General features: G+C 63.5%; 14 protein-coding genes. 2 read left to right on the forward strand and 12 right to left on the reverse strand.

Features of this window, described 5'->3' with window-relative positions; genetic code table 11:
- The first annotated feature begins 78 nt into the window (after nt 1–78).
- Nucleotides 79–2,076, forward strand: coding sequence for a ComEC/Rec2 family competence protein (locus QQL79_RS06750; protein ID WP_284389176.1), 1,998 nt, complete (start codon nt 79–81; stop codon nt 2,074–2,076).
- Here the strand turns inward: QQL79_RS06750 and QQL79_RS06755 are convergent.
- From QQL79_RS06755 to QQL79_RS06770, 4 genes are read right to left on the reverse strand one after another with little or no spacing between them, the layout of a single operon-like run.
- Nucleotides 2,045–4,003, reverse strand: a complete 1,959-nt coding sequence (locus QQL79_RS06755) for a beta-galactosidase (protein ID WP_284389178.1) — start codon at nt 4,001–4,003, stop codon at nt 2,045–2,047. The two genes, QQL79_RS06750 and QQL79_RS06755, sit on opposite strands and share 32 nt — an antisense overlap.
- Before the next feature lie 9 nt (nt 4,004–4,012).
- Complete coding sequence (locus tag QQL79_RS06760; protein WP_284389180.1) at nt 4,013–4,891, reverse strand: SMP-30/gluconolactonase/LRE family protein; 879 nt, start codon at nt 4,889–4,891, stop codon at nt 4,013–4,015.
- Nucleotides 4,888–5,499: a 2-dehydro-3-deoxy-6-phosphogalactonate aldolase gene (locus tag QQL79_RS06765; RefSeq protein WP_284389181.1), complete on the reverse strand. Its 612-nt coding sequence runs from the start codon at nt 5,497–5,499 to the stop codon at nt 4,888–4,890. Before QQL79_RS06765 ends, QQL79_RS06760 begins: the two co-directional genes overlap by 4 nt.
- Nucleotides 5,500–5,512: 13 nt before the next feature.
- Nucleotides 5,513–6,433 (reverse strand): 2-dehydro-3-deoxygalactonokinase, encoded by a 921-nt coding sequence (locus QQL79_RS06770; RefSeq protein ID WP_284389183.1) that lies wholly within the window; start codon nt 6,431–6,433, stop codon nt 5,513–5,515.
- 300 nt (nt 6,434–6,733) lie between these two features.
- Here QQL79_RS06770 and QQL79_RS06775 point away from each other — a divergent pair, with 300 nt between their 5' ends.
- Nucleotides 6,734–8,530: an IlvD/Edd family dehydratase gene (locus QQL79_RS06775; protein WP_284389184.1), complete on the forward strand. Its 1,797-nt coding sequence runs from the start codon at nt 6,734–6,736 to the stop codon at nt 8,528–8,530.
- A 50-nt stretch (nt 8,531–8,580) separates the two neighbouring features.
- Here the strand turns inward: QQL79_RS06775 and QQL79_RS06780 are convergent, their stop codons facing one another.
- The 8 genes from QQL79_RS06780 to trpE all read right to left on the reverse strand — a co-directional run bounded on the left by QQL79_RS06780 (nt 8,581) and on the right by trpE (nt 15,566).
- Nucleotides 8,581–8,931 carry a YybH family protein gene (locus QQL79_RS06780; protein ID WP_284389186.1) on the reverse strand — a complete coding sequence of 117 codons (351 nt, stop codon included), beginning with the start codon at nt 8,929–8,931 and terminating at the stop codon, nt 8,581–8,583.
- Between the two features lie 29 nt (nt 8,932–8,960).
- The gene (gene lexA, locus QQL79_RS06785; RefSeq protein ID WP_284389188.1) at nt 8,961–9,674 is read right to left on the reverse strand and encodes a transcriptional repressor LexA; all 714 of its coding nucleotides are present in this window, start codon (nt 9,672–9,674) and stop codon (nt 8,961–8,963) included.
- Between the two features lie 108 nt (nt 9,675–9,782).
- Nucleotides 9,783–10,985: a molybdopterin molybdotransferase MoeA gene (locus tag QQL79_RS06790; RefSeq protein WP_284389190.1), complete on the reverse strand. Its 1,203-nt coding sequence runs from the start codon at nt 10,983–10,985 to the stop codon at nt 9,783–9,785.
- Nucleotides 10,982–11,464 carry a cyclic pyranopterin monophosphate synthase MoaC gene (gene moaC / locus QQL79_RS06795; protein WP_284389193.1) on the reverse strand — a complete coding sequence of 161 codons (483 nt, stop codon included), beginning with the start codon at nt 11,462–11,464 and terminating at the stop codon, nt 10,982–10,984. Before moaC ends, QQL79_RS06790 begins: the two co-directional genes overlap by 4 nt.
- Nucleotides 11,464–12,276 (reverse strand): indole-3-glycerol phosphate synthase TrpC, encoded by an 813-nt coding sequence (trpC, locus tag QQL79_RS06800; protein ID WP_284389195.1) that lies wholly within the window; start codon nt 12,274–12,276, stop codon nt 11,464–11,466. The genes moaC and trpC overlap by 1 nt, the downstream gene beginning before the upstream one ends.
- Nucleotides 12,273–13,295, reverse strand: coding sequence for an anthranilate phosphoribosyltransferase (gene trpD, locus QQL79_RS06805; RefSeq protein WP_284389197.1), 1,023 nt, complete (start codon nt 13,293–13,295; stop codon nt 12,273–12,275). Before trpD ends, trpC begins: the two co-directional genes overlap by 4 nt.
- The gene (locus QQL79_RS06810; RefSeq protein ID WP_284389198.1) at nt 13,292–13,891 is read right to left on the reverse strand and encodes an anthranilate synthase component II; all 600 of its coding nucleotides are present in this window, start codon (nt 13,889–13,891) and stop codon (nt 13,292–13,294) included. The genes trpD and QQL79_RS06810 overlap by 4 nt, the downstream gene beginning before the upstream one ends.
- A gap of 166 nt (nt 13,892–14,057) precedes the next feature.
- Entirely contained in the window at nt 14,058–15,566 is a 1,509-nt protein-coding gene (gene trpE, locus QQL79_RS06815) for an anthranilate synthase component I (RefSeq protein WP_284389200.1), read from the reverse strand.
- Between the last annotated feature and the right edge of the window lie 21 nt (nt 15,567–15,587).

Consider the following 15,587-nt stretch of genomic DNA (forward strand, 5'->3'; position numbering starts at 1 on the left):
GCAAAACTTCAATCTTGGCCGTTAAACCACGATAAAAAAAGTGCTTTATCTTCTCTTCTGGGCGGCCTCGTTGCTGCGATGGTGGCCCGCCGGCTGTTTGTGCTGTTGCCGTTTGCCATGATTTTCGGGTTGGCGGGCTATGCCCAGTTGCCGTTCGAACCCCTGCCATTCGCTTTGGCCGGCATGGCGGCGGGGCTTGGCGTTGTTGTCGCTCTGACGTGGCGTTTTCGGACACTGCCCGCGGTAGCGCTGCTATGCGCGTTCTGGGCCGGATTTTGTCTATTGCCAATTCATGGCGGATTATCCGGCACCAAGATGCTGGCTTTTCCCGCCTATGGCGAATTCCAGGGACGGGTTGATGCGATCATCTCGGCCAATGCCGAGGAGCGGCGCATCATTGTGTCGGCGTTGGAGCCGTTGGGAACGACGCGGCCAGTCGCAATCCGGCGGGCGCGATTGCTGGTGCCGGCTGAGCCGGTTTTGGAGCCGGGGGACACAATATCGGGACGGCTGCGGTTGGCCCCGGTCCCGGGACCCGTGCTGCCGGGTGGCTACGATGGGCAGTTTCATTCCTATTTTTCGGGTATTGGCGCTTATGGCTCGGTGATCGGCGACCTTGCTGTCATTGCGCCGGCGAGCGGCTTTGATCCGGGCCGGATGATCGAAGGCATGCGCTATGCCATTGGTGCTCGGATCGATGCGGTGCTCGACGGGGATACGGCGGCCATTGGGCGCGCTATGGTGATGGGCGACCAGAGTGCGCTGAGCGATGAGACGCGGGACGTGCTCGCGGCATCAGGGCTGGCCCATATCTACTCGATTTCGGGTCTGCATCTGTCCATTGTCGCCGGTGGTGTCTTCTGGCTGTTGCGATTGGGCTTCGCGGCGGTGCCGGCACTGGCAATACGGCTGCCGGTCAAGAAGCTGGCGGCAATTGCCGGGTTGGTCGCAGCAGGGGGATATCTCATGCTGGCGGGTGGGTTGGCCAATGTGCCGGCGCTTCGCTCCACCATAATGCTGGCTCTGATCTTCGGGGCGGTTCTGGCCGGGCGGCGAGCGCTCACCATGCGCAATGTGGCAATCGCGGCGCTCATGATTATCCTCATTGATCCTGCCAGTGTGTTCCGGCCCAGCTTCCAGCTCTCATTCGCGGCCGTGGTTGGGCTGATCGGCTATTTCGAGATGCCGCGGCGGCCCGTGAAGGGAAGCAGCGGCTGGCTGTTGCGGATGGGCAGCACCGTTTGGGTGACAGCGATGACGAGCCTCATCGCCGGCCTCGCTACACTATTGTTCTCGGCCTACCATTTTCAACAGACGGCACCGCTTGGCGTGGTCGGCAATGTGCTGGTCTTGCCGGTGGTGAGCCTCGTCATCATGCCATTCGCGGTGATTTCGGTGTTGCTGATGCCGTTTGGCATAGAGGGCCTTGCCGTATCCATCATGGGGTGGGGGATCGACCGGATGGTCGATGTCGGCGTGCTGGTGGCGGGGTGGAGTGAGGGGCTGACCGGTAACCCGTTGCTGACGCCTGTGGCGATGCTGATCGGGCTGGCGGCGCTCGCCTGGTTCGCCTTTATCGGCAATTGGTGGCGGATGGCAGGGCCGGTGGTGGCGCTGCCGCTGATCCTGTTGCTCGGGCTCGATCAACGGCCCGACATTCTGGTTGCGGATACGACGCAGGCTGTCGCCTTGCGCGGTGCGGAAGGCGTGGGGTTGGTGACCGGGCGCATTGGCAGCTTTGCCGTGGAAGTGTGGAGCCAGCACTATCAGGAGGCGATTGGGCAGGGGCTGGCTGAGGCGCGGTGCGACAGTATCGGCTGCGTGGCGGTGACGCCGCAATTTTCGATTGCCGTGATCAAGAGCGCGGCGGCTTTTGCCGAGGATTGCCCGCTGCATGACCTGGTGATCAGCCGCATCAGGGTGCCCGCGACATGCGCTGTGGCGCAATATATCGACGCGGCGGCGCTGCGGACGGGCGGGGTGCATTGGCTGCGGTGGGATGAAACGGCGGGGCGGTTCGATATCCGCACCGCCGTTCCTAATATTACGAGGCCTTGGCGAGTTTTGCCACGGTGACGCCAGCGGCCGGCATTTCGGCAGTGCCCAGCACATAGCCGGATTCGTCGGCGGCCGGGTTCAGCGTGGCGGCGCCGGAGCCGTAGTTGACGTAGATGCGGAAGCCGTCGCGTACGCGGGAGCGCACGCCGGCCGGCAGCAGCAGGGTGGGCACATCAGCTTCGGCAATCAGATAGTCGATGATGCGCTGGGTCAGGGCCTTGTTGCCGCTGGCAGCAAGGTAATGCAGCTTGCCCTGGGCGATCAGCACCGGCCAGCCGTCGGCGTCCTCAATCTCGACTTCGGCGCGGGTTTCGATGCGTTCGCGCCAATGCCGGACGGCACCGCCGCCGCCACGGACTTCGACCTCAAGAGTGGGATCGACGCTATCGATGCGCAGGACTTTGGCGTCGAGCAGATTGCTCGGCAGATCGGGCGCGAGGGCGGAGGGAATGGCGAAATTCTGCGTTTTGGAGCCGGAGCGGGGGCCGAGCAGCAGGTGCCCCTCGAAATCGGCAATGGCTTCGCGCAGGGCGTCATTCCAGGCAAAGAGCGCCGGAATGGCGACGATGTCGTAACCGGCAAAGCTTTTGGTGCTGGGCGACAGGATATCGATATCGACGCCGTGCTTGCGGAAGGCGGCATAGACGGCGCGGACATGGGCGCTGTGGCTAAAACCCTTGGCTTGGGGCTGGATCTGCCAGGCCCATTCGCTCTGATAGTCGAAAACGATGGCGACACGGCCCTTGGCGGCTTTGCCGGCAATGGCGGTCTGGCGCAGTTCCTGAGCGACCTGGGCGGCTTCGTGATAGGCGGGGGCCGGTTCGCTGTCGGGCCGCAAGAGGCCGGCATGCATCTGCTCCTGGGCGAACGGGGCCTGCCGCCAGCGGAAATAGGAGACGACTTCGGCGCCATGGGCAAAGGCTTCCCAGGCCCAGAGACGGGCCATGCCGGGGAGCGGATCGGGATTGAAATTGGCCCAGTTCACCGGGCCAGGCTGCTGTTCCATGATCCACATGCGGCCATGGCCGACGGCGCGATAGAGATCGTGGTGGAAGGCCTGATAATCGGGTTCGCCCTGGCGCATATAGTGGTGCTTGACGTCTTCGGGCTCGTCGCTCATGGCCAGGTGCCCGAGCGGATAGGCGTCCCAGCTGGCGACGTCGAGGGTTTCGGCCACGTCGTAATGGTCGAATTCGGTATAGCGGCCCATGAAATTGTGGATGACCGGCAGGTCGGGGCGCTTGGCCTTGAGGATATCGTACTGCACCTTGTTGAAGGCGGCGACCTGATCGGAGGCGTAGCGGCGGAAATCGAGATCGTGGGCGGGCGCGGCTTCGCAGACCAGAAGGTTTGGCAGTTCGATCTGGTCGAAGCGATTGTATTCCATGGACCAGAAAACGTTGCCCCAGGCCTCGTTCAGGGCCGCGATCGTGCCGTAGCGGGCTTCGAGCCAGGTGCGGAAACCGGCTTCGGCGGCGGGGGAATAGGAATAGGTGGTGCCGTGGCAGCCATATTCATTGTCGGTCTGCCAGCCGCCGAGCGCTGGGTGATTGCCGACGGCATCGGCCAGCAGCTGGGTGATGCGGGCGGCTTCCTCGCGATAGCCGAGATGGGAGAAGTCGTAGTGGCGGCGTGAGCCGAAACCCTTTTTGCGGCCATTGGCGTCGACGGCGAGCATATCGGGATGCTTGTCGACCATCCAGCGCGGCGGCGTGGCGGTGGGTGTGCCGAAGACGACTTTGAGCCCGTGGCGGCCCAGCACGTCCATGGCCCGGATGATCCAATCAAAGCGCAGGTCGCCGGGGGTGGGTTCGAGCTTGGACCAGGCGAATTCGCCGATGCGGACGAATTTGATGCCGACCTCAGCCATGCGAGCGGCGTCGCGGTCCCACCAGTCTTCGGGCCAGTGTTCGGGGTAGTAGCAAACGCCAAGGGCAGGGGTCATTTTATGGCTCTAGAGGGCAATCGGAGTTTCGGGAAGGCCGGCGACATCGACGGCGATGGCAAAGAGCCCACCGGCAACTTTCTCGGCGGCGAGTTGTTCGGCGCTGAGATTCTTGTTGGCGGTGGTGATGAATAGCGTCTTGAGGTCGGGGCCGCCGAAAGCGGGGCAGGTGACCTGGCTGACGGGGACCTCGATGATACAGTCGACTGAGCCATCGGGGGCGTGGCGGACGACGCAGGAGCCGCCCCAGCGGGCGTTCCACAGATAGCCCTGGCTATCGACCACAGCGCCATCGGGATAGCCGCGATGGTTGGAGACATCGGCAAAGAGGGTCCATTCGCCATTGGGCAGACCCGTTGCCGGATCGGTGGGGCATTGCATGATCTGTTTGGTCGGCGTGTCGGACCAATAGGCGATGGTGCCATCAGGCGAGAAACAGGTGGCGTTGGGAATCTTGATACCGGATTTGAGCGTAGTGAGCGTACCGGCGCGGTAATGATAGACCGAGCCGATCGGGGTTTCCTGTTCGCCCTTGGTCATGGTGCCGATCCAGAACGCGCCCGAGGGATGGACGCGGCTGTCATTGGTGCGGGTCAGCGCGTTGCCGGCTTCGATTTCGTTGATGCGGTTCATGCCGCCGGTGGCGAGATCGAATTGCTTGAGGCCGGTTTCGGTGGCCAGCGCCAGGGTGTGGTCATCGATAATCGCAGCGGCGGCGACGATTTCGTTGAACAGCCAGCTATCGGCGATTTCACCTGCGGCGGTGACGGCGAATAGTGTCTGCTCGTTGATGTCGAAGAAGAACAGCTGCTGGCGGCCAGGATGCCAGATCGGGCCTTCGCCCAGGGCGCATTGGCTATCGAGCAGGAGCTTTGCCGTCTGGGTCATTGGGCCATGCCCGTGTCATACGCGGCAACGGCCGTGGCGGCGCGCTCGGCGACCGCGGCAGCGTCCATGCCGGGCTTGTAGATATAGGTGCCCAGGCCAAAGCCGGTGCAGCCGGCGGCGAAGAATTCGCTGAAATTGTCGGGATTGGCCCCGCCCACGGCATAGACCGGGACTTCGGGTGGCAGCACGGCCTTCATGGCCTTGATGCCTTTGGCGCCCAGCACCTCGGCGGGGAAGAATTTGAGGCCGGTGGCGCCCGCCTTGATGGCGCGGAAGGCCTCGGTGGGGGTGAATACGCCGGGATAGGAGAGCAGCTGGATGCGCACGCTCTCCTCGATCACCGCTTTGTTGGTGTCGGGCGAGACGATGAAGGTGCCCCCGGCATCGGCCACAGCCCAGACCTGCTTTTTGGTGAGCACGGTGCCCGCGCCGATGGCGGCCTGGTCGCCCAGGGCGTTGGAGGCCAGCGCAATGCTGGTCAGCGCGTCGGGGGAATTGAGCGGCACCTCGATCATGGTGATCCCGGCGGCGACCAGCGCCTCGCAGACGGCGACGGTTTCGGGTGGCGTGATGCCGCGCAGGATGGCGATGATGTGACGATGATTCATGGGGTAACTCCGATCAGGCGATGGCGCTGCGGGCGGCTTTGAGACCAGCCAGCACCACATCTGTTGCATCGACGGGGATGCCTGTTGCGCCGGTTTTGGCGAGCACATCGGCATAAAGCGCGCAAAGTGCGGCCGAGCCGATCAATGGCACAGGTTCGGCACCGATGAGATGACGATTGCTGCCGATCTCGGTACCGATCAACAGGCCGGACAGGAAGCCGGCGCACCAATCGGGCGCGCGGCCGGACAGGAGCGAGCCGGCGCGGACCTGGAACAACTGGCCGAGCAAGTCCTGGGGGCGCGCAAGGCCGGCTTCGGCGCCGGCAACAAAGCCTTCGGCGCGGGCGGGACCGTCGAGCGGGCCATTGAGGGAATGGCGCAGCACGGAATGAGTGCTGAGGATTTCGAACAATTCGCCGGTCATGGCGGTGGCGAAGTGGTCGATATGGGTGCCGCTGAGCTGGGCCCATTTAGAATGGGTGCCGGGCATGCAGACCACGCCCGTATAGCCGGGGCGGAGGGCGGCGAGGCCGAGTAACTGGGTTTCTTCGCCGCGCATGACATTGTCGGCGCCGTTTTTCTGGCAGACGCCGGGCAGAATCGAGACCGCGAAGCGGGTGTTCGGCATGGCGGGCTGGACGGCGCCGGCGAGCAGGTGGCGCAGATCGGTGGGGGCTTCGAGATAGGGCGCTTCGAGCCAGCCTTGGCGGGCGCCGGCCATGCCGCAGACCAGCACATCAATGGAGCCGGCGCGGGTACCGGTGACCCCGTCGAGCAATTCGCTCAGCGCGGCGGGATAGTCCTCGCGCGTGAGTTTACCCATGCCCTTGGGGGAATTGCGCGAAAATGTGACCGCGCCATCGGCGGCAATGCCCCAGGCGCGCAAGTTCGAGGTGCCCCAATCAACGGCGACCCAATCCACAATATCAGTCAAATCACTCCCCCTGAGCCGCATGCCTTATCCCGGCGGGGCGACCCTAATCGTAGAGCGCCGGTGGAGCCAGCCAGAATCTGTGGCTGCCGGCGCGACAGAAGAAGGGCCCAAGCCGCATGGTTTCGTCTCCTCATTTGGTAAGCGAGCAGACGCGTTTCGGAACATTGCACAGGGCTTTTTTCCGCGCCTCTAAAAAGTATGATTTTTTGGCAGAATTCCGTTCACTCTCGCTATGGGCATGCTAGAAAGCTGCAATCGTTGAGGCACGATCCGCCAGCGCGGACAGTGAGGTATGAGGAAATGACTGCCAGCAAGCCCCAGAAGCTGCGTTCGCGCGCTTGGTTCGATAATCCTGACAATCCAGATATGACGGCGCTTTATCTCGAGCGTTACATGAACTTTGGCGTGTCGCGCGAAGAGCTGCAATCGGACAAGCCGATCATCGGCATCGCGCAGACCGGGTCCGATCTTTCGCCGTGCAACCGCCACCACATCGTGCTGGCCGAGCGCGTGCGCGAAGGCATTCGCGAAGCGGGCGGCATTGCCATCGAATTCCCGGTGCATCCGATTCAGGAAACCGGCAAGCGTCCGACGGCCGGGCTGGACCGGAACCTGGCCTATCTGGGCCTGGTCGAAGTGCTGTACGGCTATCCGTTGGATGGCGTGGTGCTGACCATTGGGTGCGACAAGACCACGCCTGCCATGCTGATGGGCGCGGCGACGGTCAATATTCCGGCAATTGCGCTGTCGGTCGGGCCGATGCTGAATGGCTGGCACAAGGGCGAGCGGACGGGCTCGGGCACGATTGTGTGGAAGGCACGCCAGATGATGGCGGCCGGCGAGATCGATTATGCCCAGTTCATCGAACTGGTGGCGTCTTCGGCGCCCTCGACGGGCTATTGCAATACGATGGGCACGGCCACGACGATGAACTCGCTGGCCGAGTCGCTGGGCATGCAACTGCCGGGTTCGGCGGCGATCCCCGCGCCTTATCGCGATCGTCAGGAAATGGCCTATCGCACCGGCAAACGCATTGTGGACATGGTGCATGAGGATTTGAAGCCCTCGGACATCCTGACCAAGGACAATTTCATCAATACGATCGTGGTCAATTCCGCGATCGGCGGCTCGACCAATGCGCCGATCCATATCCAGGCCATTGCCAAGCATATTGGCGTGGAACTGGAATTGCAGGATTTCCAGACCTATGGGCACAAGGTGCCGCTGCTGGTGAATTTGCAGCCGGCCGGCGAATATCTGGGCGAGGATTATTACCATGCCGGCGGCGTGCCGGCGGTGGTCAACGAGCTGATGGGGCAGGGCCTGATCCGCGAGAATGCGCCGACGGTCAATGGCAAGACCATTGGCGAGAATTGCCGCAATACGCCGATCCAGGATGACAGGGTCATCCGGCATTTCGACAATCCGCTCAAGACCGAGGCCGGGTTCCTGGTGCTCCGCGGCAATCTCTTCGACAACGCCATCATGAAGACCAGCGTGATCTCCTCCGAGTTCCGCGATCGCTACCTCAACAATCCGGCTCACCCCGGCATGTTCGAGGGCAAGGCGGTGGTGTTCGATGGTCCGGAGGATTATCACCACCGGATCGACGATCCGTCGCTGGCGATCGACGAGAATACGCTGCTGTTCATGCGCGGCGCCGGGCCGATCGGCTATCCGGGCGCGGCGGAAGTGGTCAACATGCGGCCCCCTGATTACCTGATCAAAAAGGGCATTCACTCGCTGGCCTGTATTGGCGATGGCCGCCAGTCGGGCACGTCGGGCTCCCCCTCGATTCTCAATGCATCGCCGGAAGCGGCGGCGGGCGGCAATCTCGCCATCCTCAAGACCGGGGACCAGGTGCGGATCGACCTCAACAAGGGTACGGCCGATATCCTGATCTCCGACGCCGAGATCGCCACCCGGCGGCAGGAACTGGCTGAGGCTGGCGGATACAAATATCCCAAGCATCAGACGCCCTGGCAGGAAATCCAGCGTGGCATCGTTGGCCAGCTTGGCGACGGCGCCATTCTCAAGCCAGCCGAGAAATACCAACGGATTGCCCAGACTAATGGTGTTCCGCGCGACAACCACTAGGCACACCCAGCTCTTGAAGCAGAAAGGCCCGCCGATCGGCGGGCCTTTTTTTATTCGGGGAAGGCACTCAAATGCTCGTGCAGAATGCGCCAGATGCCATCCCGCTTGCCCAGGACGGTCGTCCCCCTGCCACTCCCACGGATGATCTGCCCCTCGAGAGTTGTTTGCCAATGAAAACTGTAGATGCAGCATGCTGCCTCATCGGCTTTGGCGATCCAACGCAGGTCTTGCAGCCAATATGTCTCATCAGCCAGGCGTTGCCAGGTGCGCTCGAAAGCGGCTCGCGCCGCTTCCATTCCACGATAGGAACCAGAGCTAAACCAAAAGGTCGCGTCATCGTCGATCAGCGGCGTTAGCAGCTCAAAGTCGTGCCGATTGATACGCTCGGCATAGGCTGCCATCACCGCCTCAGGCGTGGCGCGATCCACAATCAGTATTTTCGCAATAGTCCGACGAGCCGACCCTGGACCTTGACCCGATCAGGCGGAAAGATTCGGGTTTCGTAGGCGGGGTTGGCGGCTTCGAGCGCGACGGTGTTGCCCTTGCGCCGCAGGCGCTTGAGGGTGGCTTCCTCGTCATCGACCAAGGCGACGATGATTTCGCCGGTGCTGGCCGATTCCTGCTTTTTGATGAGGACGGTGTCGCCATCGAAAATGCCGGCGTCGATCATGGAATCGCCGCGTACTTCAAGCGCGTAATGTTCGCCCGCGCCCAGCATCTCGGGGGGGACCGAAATGGTGTGGGAATGGGTCTGGATGGCCTCGATGGGCGTACCGGCGGCGATGCGGCCCATGACGGGAATGGAGATCGGCCGGGCATAATCTTCGCCGGCGGATTTGCGGGCCGGCGGATTGGACACTTTGCCCAGCGTGCCCTCGATGACCGATGGCTCGAAGCGCGCCTTGCGGCCGCCCAGCGAGGGGTTCATCGAATCGGGGAGTTTGACCACTTCGAGCGCTCGGGCCCGATTAGGCAGGCGGCGAATGAAACCGCGCTCTTCAAGCGCGGTGATCAGGCGGTGAATGCCGGATTTGGAAGCCAGATCGAGGGCGTCCTTCATTTCATCGAATGAGGGGGGGATGCCGCTTTCCTTCATCCGTTCGTGGATGAACATCAGCAGCTCGTGTTGTTTGCGCGTCAGCATTGGCGGCCTTCCACAGGGATTCGGAACATAGGCAGAACGACTATACGTGTTCCAGTTATGTTCCGCAATATCCCCAGCGGCCCCATCGTGATTTTCTTGGCTAGACAGTCAAAAGGCGTCGATCTGGATGGATTCGACTGTCGATCCGGCGGGGGCGCCGGGGTCGAATTCTGGCTGGATGATCAGCATATCGGCGTTGGACAGGGATGAGGTGTGGCCGCTGTCAGTCTGGGAGATTGGCATCAGCTCGGGGCCGGTGGGCGTATGCACCAGCTGGGCGCGCATGAAGTGGCGGCGCGCGGAATTGGGCGGGGTGGGGCCGGCCAAAGGCAGGCGCCAATTGGGTTGTTCGGCATAGCCGAGCCATTTGCGCAGAGCCGGCTTGATGAAGACGGTGGCGGTGACCATGGCCGAGACGGGATTGCCGGGCAGGCCGAAAATCAGCGTCTTGCCGCGGGTGCCAAACATCAGCGGTTTGCCGGGGCGCATATTGATGCGCCAGAAATCCAGCGTCACGCCGAGTTCGAGCAGCACGTCCTGGACGATATCGTGGTCGCCCACGCTGGCGCCCCCGGTGGTGATCAGAATGTCCGGCTCGGCGGCGAAGATTGATTCGAGCTTGGCCCGCAGGGCAGCGCGGTCGTCGCGGGCAATGCCGTGGTCGGTGACCTCAGCGGCATAGGGGGCGAGCATGGGGGCGAGGCCAAAGCTGTTGGACGCGACGATCTGGTCGGGTGCGAGGGGCGAGCCGGGCAGCACCAGTTCGTCGCCAGTGGCGAGGAGGGCGATGCGGGGGCGCGTGGCAACCGTAAGCGCGGGGGCGTTGGCGGCGGCGGCTACGGCCAGCTGCATCGGGCCCATGCGGGCGCCGGCTTCGATCAGGGCATCACCGGTGGCGAAGTCATTGCCGATGGCGCGGATGCTGCGGCCGGGCTTGGGCTGTTCGGCGAAGGTCACCAGATTGCCGTTTGGCGTGGCTTCTTCCTGCATGATAACGGCGTCGGCGCCGGGAGGAACCGGGGCGCCGGTGAAGATGCGGACGCATTGGCCTGCGGCCAGGCTGCCGGGGAAACCGGCGCCGGCTTGCGATATGCCGATCAGTGTGAGGCGGTGGCCGGGAGTGATGTCGGCGGCGCGGACGGCATAGCCATCCATGGCGCTGGCATTGAAGGGGGGCTGGTCGTGGGTCGCGAACAGGGTTTGCGCCAGGACGCGGCCATTGGCGTCAGCCAGGACGACGATTTCGGGGCGTACGGCGGGCACGCGCGCGAGAATGGCGGCGATGGCGGCTTCGACGGGTAAGAGGCTCATGGTGTGCGTACGAAGTCGCCGGATTTGCCGCCGGACTTTTCGAGGAGGCAGATGTCGGTGAGGACTATGGCGCGGTCGATGGCTTTGGCCATGTCATAAAGCGTCAGCGCGGCGGTGGAGGTGGCAACGAGGGCTTCCATTTCAACGCCGGTCTGGCCGGTGGTTTCGGCTGCGGCTTCAATGCGGATGGCGGTGCCGCTCTCGGCCGAGATGTCGACGCTGACCTTGGTGAGCGGGATCGGATGGCAGAGCGGGATCAGCTCGGAGGTCTTTTTGGCGGCCATGATGCCGGCAATGCGGGCCACGGCCAGGGCGTCGCCTTTTTTGAGGGTCCCGCCCATAATGGCAGTGATGGTGGCCGGCTGGGCGATGACGCGGGCCTGGGCGACGGCGCGGCGCTTGGTGGAGGCTTTGTCGCCGATGTCGACGATATGGGCTTCGCCGCGCTCGTTGAGATGGGTGAGCCTGGCCTCGGCCATTAGCGGACGGCCTCGGGCGCGCCCATCAGCAGGGTGCGGGTGGCGGCGGCGACGTCGTCCTGGCGCATCAGGCTTTCGCCGACGAGGAAGGTGCCGATGCCGGCCTCCTGTTCGAGCTTGACCACGTGGTCGTGGGTCATAATGCCGCTTTCGCTAACCAGGAGGACATTTTTCGGTACGCCGATGGCGAGGTTGATCGAGGTGTCCAGCGTGGTTTCGAAAGTGCGCAGATTGCGGTTGTTGATGCCGATGAACTCGGCGCCCAGCGCGAGGGCACGGTCGAGTTCGAGCTGGTCATGGACTTCGACCAGGGCATCCATACCCCATTCGGCGGCGGCGTCGAGCAGATAGCGGGCCACGTCATCGCCAATGGCGGCGAGGATGACCAGGATGCAATCGGCGCCCCAGGCGCGGGCTTCGGCGACCTGATAGGTTTCGAACAGGAAATCCTTGCGCAAAACCGGGAGGCGGGTGGCGGCGCGGGCCTCGATCAGATAGCTGGGCGAGCCCTGGAAGGAGGGGCGGTCGGTCAGCACGGACAGGCACGCGGCGCCGGCGCTTTCATAGGCGCGGGCGATTTCGGCGGGGTTGAAATCGGGGCGGATCAGACCCTTGGAGGGGCTGGCCTTTTTCACCTCGGCAATCAGGGCATATTGGCGCTGGGCGCGCTTGGCCTTGATGGCGCTGATGAAGCCGCGGGGCGCGGGCTGGTCATGGGCTTGCGCCACGACCTCGGCCCAGGGGCGCATGGCTTTGGCCGCGGCGATTTCTTCGCGCTTATAGGCCTCGATCTGCTGCAGGATATCGCTCATTGGTCCTGTCCGTTGGAAACCGCCACAAGGCGGGCCAGAGTTTGTTTTGCTTTGCCGCTGTCGATTGCCTCGGCGGCCATGGCTGCGCCTTGGCTGAGGTCGGCGGCTTTGTCGGCTACGATGAGGGTCGCAGCTGAATTGAGTAATACGATGTCACGATAGGCGCCTGGGGCGCCATCGAACAGGGCGTGCATTGCGGCGGCATTATAGGCGGGATCGCCGCCGAGCAAATCCTTGGCGTCGTGGCGCTTCAGGCCTGCCTGTTCGGGGGCAACTTCGAAGCTGCGCAGGTCGCCATTGGCGATCTGGGCGACGAAGCTGGGGCCGGTGACTGTGATTTCATCGAGGCCATCGCTGCCATGGACGACCCAGGCCTTGATGGCGCGGTTGGCCAGCAGGGCCGCGGCGACCGGCTCGACCCATTCCTCGGCATAGACGCCCAGCATGTAGCGGCGCACGCCAGCCGGGTTGGATTGGGGGCCGAGCAGGTTGAACATGGTGCGCACGCCCATTTCGGCGCGGGAGGGGCCGACATGGCGCATGGCCGGGTGATGGCTGGGCGCGAACATGAAGCCAATGCCTGCTTTGGCAATGCAGCGGGAGATTTCGGCTGGGGTCAGGTCGAGCTTGACGCCGAGGGCTTCGAGAACCTGGGAGGCGCCGGATTTGGAGGAGAGCGCGCGGTTGCCGTGCTTGGCGACGGGCACGCCGAGGGAGGCGACGACGATGGCGCTGGCGGTGGAGATGTTGAGTGTGCCACCACCGTCCCCGCCGGTGCCGACAATGTCGACGGCGTCTTCAGGGGCTTCGACGGGCACCATCTGTTCGCGCAGGATCGAGACGGCGGCGGCGATTTCACCGACGGTTTCGCCCTTGATGCGCATGCCCATGAGGAAGGCGCCGATCTGGCTGGGGGTAGCTTCGCCGGCCATGATGGTGCGCATGACGGCGCGCATTTCCTCGCCAGTCAGGTCGCGGCGGTCGGCAATCTTGTTGAGGGCGGCTTTGATATCCATCACGCGGCCCTCTGGCCGTTGAAGTCGCGGGCGATGTTGAGGAAGTTCTGCAGCAAAGCGTGGCCGTTTTCCGAGGCGATGCTTTCGGGGTGGAATTGCACGCCATGGACCGGGAGGGTCTTGTGCTGCATGCCCATGATCAGGCCGTCATCGGTGGTGGCGGTGACCTCAAGGGTTTGCGGCAGGGTTTCGGGTTTGACGATCAGCGAGTGGTAGCGCGTGGCCTCGAAGTCGTTGTTGAGGCCCCGAAACAGGCCCTTGCCGGTGTGATGGATCTTGCTGGTCTTGCCGTGGACGAGGTGGGGAGCGCGGATGACGTCGCCGCCCATGGCCTGGCCGATGGCTTGATGGCCCAGGCACACACCCAGGATCGGGATCTGGCTTTTGAAGCGGTCGATGACGGCAAGGCAAATGCCGGCTTCGTTGGGGGTGCAGGGGCCGGGGGACAACACGATGGCCTCGGGCGCCAGGGCGGCGATCTCATCGAGGGTGATCTTGTTGTTGCGGTAGACGGTGACGTCGGCGCCCAGTTCTCCGAGGAAGTGGACGAGATTGTAGGTGAAGCTGTCGTAGTTATCGATGACGAGAGTGCGGGTCATTTCGCTTAGGTCCTGTGTGGGTTTGTTTCCATCACCGGGTCATTCCCGCGCAAGCGGGAATCCCTGTTTCAGAACCAGACCCGCCATCGCAAAACGGAGGTCCCCGCCTTCGCGGGGATGACACCGTGGAAGGCGATCAGAGCGCCGTGCGTGTGAAATGTAGTGCTCATTGCCCGATCCTCGCCTCGCCGGCATAGCGTAGCGCTTCCTCGGCGGCGCTGAAAAGGGCGCGGGCCTTGTTTTCGCATTCGAGCTGTTCGAGTTCGGGCTTGCTGTCGGCCACGATGCCGGCGCCGGCCTGCGCGTAGAGCTTGCCATCCTTGACGATGGCGGTGCGCAGCACGATGCAGGTGTCCATAGTGCCGTCGGCGCTGAAATAGCCGACGCAGCCGCCATAGATGCCGCGGCGGGACTTTTCCAGCTCATCGATGATTTCCATGGCGCGCACTTTGGGGGCGCCGGAGACGGTGCCTGCCGGGAAGCCGGCCGAGAGGGCGTCCACGAAATCATATTTGGGATCGAGCACGCCAACCACGTTGGAAACGATGTGCATGACGTGGGAATAGAATTCGAGGAAGAACTTGTCGGTGACCTTGACCGTGCCGGTCTTGGCGACGCGGCCGACATCGTTGCGGCCCAGATCGAGCAGCATCAGATGCTCGGCCAGCTCCTTGGGGTCGGCGAGGAGTTCAGCGGCCAGTTCCTGATCGCGGGTCGGGGTGGCGCCGCGCTTGCGGGTGCCAGCGATGGGGCGAATGGTGACTTCGCCATCCTGCACGCGCACCAGTACTTCGGGGCTCGAGCCGGCAATGGCAAAGCCGCCGAAATCGAGGAAATACATATAGGGGCTGGGATTGGTGCGGCGCAGGGCGCGGTAAAGCGCGGTAGCGGGCAGGGTGAATTCGGCCTCAAAGCGTTGGCTCAGCACGACCTGGAAGATATCGCCGGCGGTGATGTAGTCCTTGGCCTTGGCCACCATCGCGAAATAGTCCTCGCGGCTGGTGTTGCTGGTGACCGCGATGCTCTCAAGGTCGGGCAGGGCGGCTGTGGTGGGCAGAGCGCGGCCCAGGCGAGCGATGGCCTCCTCGATGCGGGCCTCGGCTGCCTCATGGGCCTGACGGGCTGTGACACCCTCCCGCACGAAAATGGGGGCGGTGAGGTAGAGCTCGTCCTTGAGCGTATCGAAGATGGCCAGCAGTGAGGGGCGCATCAGGGTCGCTTCGGGAAGCTCCAGATGGTCTGGATTGCTGTTGGGCAGCACTTCCATATAGCGGACCATCTCATAGCCGAGAAAGCCATAGATGCCGGCGGACTGCGGGGGCAGGCCGGGGGGGACCTCGATCTTGCTATCGGCCACAAGGGTCCGCAACGCATCGAGCGGAGCTTGGCTCAGCGGCTCATAGCTCTCTGGATCGAGCTGGGCCGAGCGATTGATGGACGCCTGGCCATTCTCGACCTTGAGGATGACGTCGGGCAGAAGGCCAATGATCGAATAGCGGCCGCGAATGGCACCGTCCTGCACCGATTCGAGCAGGAAGGTGTTGGTGCGATCCTGCGCCAGCTTGAGATAGGTGCCGATCGGCGTTTCGAGGTCGGCCACGATGCGACGCCAGACGATCTGCGATTTCCCGGCCTCGTATTGCTCGGCAAAGCGCTGGTAGGAATCGTCGCCCATCGTCAGGTGTTCCAGTTGAGG

The organism is Devosia yakushimensis (assembly GCF_030159855.1).
GTDB classification, from domain to species: Bacteria; Pseudomonadota; Alphaproteobacteria; order Rhizobiales; family Devosiaceae; genus Devosia; species Devosia yakushimensis.

Excerpts from the sequence above, each read along its gene's own strand:
- QQL79_RS06750 (WP_284389176.1), top strand. The coding sequence starts at position 79 with ATGGTGGCCCGCCGGCTGTTTGTGCTGTTGCCGTTTGCCATGATTTTC.
- QQL79_RS06755 (WP_284389178.1), bottom strand. The coding sequence starts at position 4,003 with ATGACCCCTGCCCTTGGCGTTTGCTACTACCCCGAACACTGGCCCGAA.
- QQL79_RS06760 (WP_284389180.1), bottom strand. The coding sequence starts at position 4,891 with ATGACCCAGACGGCAAAGCTCCTGCTCGATAGCCAATGCGCCCTGGGC.
- QQL79_RS06765 (WP_284389181.1), bottom strand. The coding sequence starts at position 5,499 with ATGAATCATCGTCACATCATCGCCATCCTGCGCGGCATCACGCCACCC.
- QQL79_RS06775 (WP_284389184.1), top strand. The coding sequence starts at position 6,734 with ATGACTGCCAGCAAGCCCCAGAAGCTGCGTTCGCGCGCTTGGTTCGAT.
- QQL79_RS06780 (WP_284389186.1), bottom strand. The coding sequence starts at position 8,931 with ATGGCAGCCTATGCCGAGCGTATCAATCGGCACGACTTTGAGCTGCTA.
- lexA (WP_284389188.1), bottom strand. The coding sequence starts at position 9,674 with ATGCTGACGCGCAAACAACACGAGCTGCTGATGTTCATCCACGAACGG.
- QQL79_RS06790 (WP_284389190.1), bottom strand. The coding sequence starts at position 10,985 with ATGAGCCTCTTACCCGTCGAAGCCGCCATCGCCGCCATTCTCGCGCGC.
- moaC (WP_284389193.1), bottom strand. The coding sequence starts at position 11,464 with ATGGCCGAGGCCAGGCTCACCCATCTCAACGAGCGCGGCGAAGCCCAT.
- trpC (WP_284389195.1), bottom strand. The coding sequence starts at position 12,276 with ATGAGCGATATCCTGCAGCAGATCGAGGCCTATAAGCGCGAAGAAATC.
- QQL79_RS06810 (WP_284389198.1), bottom strand. The coding sequence starts at position 13,891 with ATGACCCGCACTCTCGTCATCGATAACTACGACAGCTTCACCTACAAT.
- trpE (WP_284389200.1), bottom strand. The coding sequence starts at position 15,566 with ATGGGCGACGATTCCTACCAGCGCTTTGCCGAGCAATACGAGGCCGGG.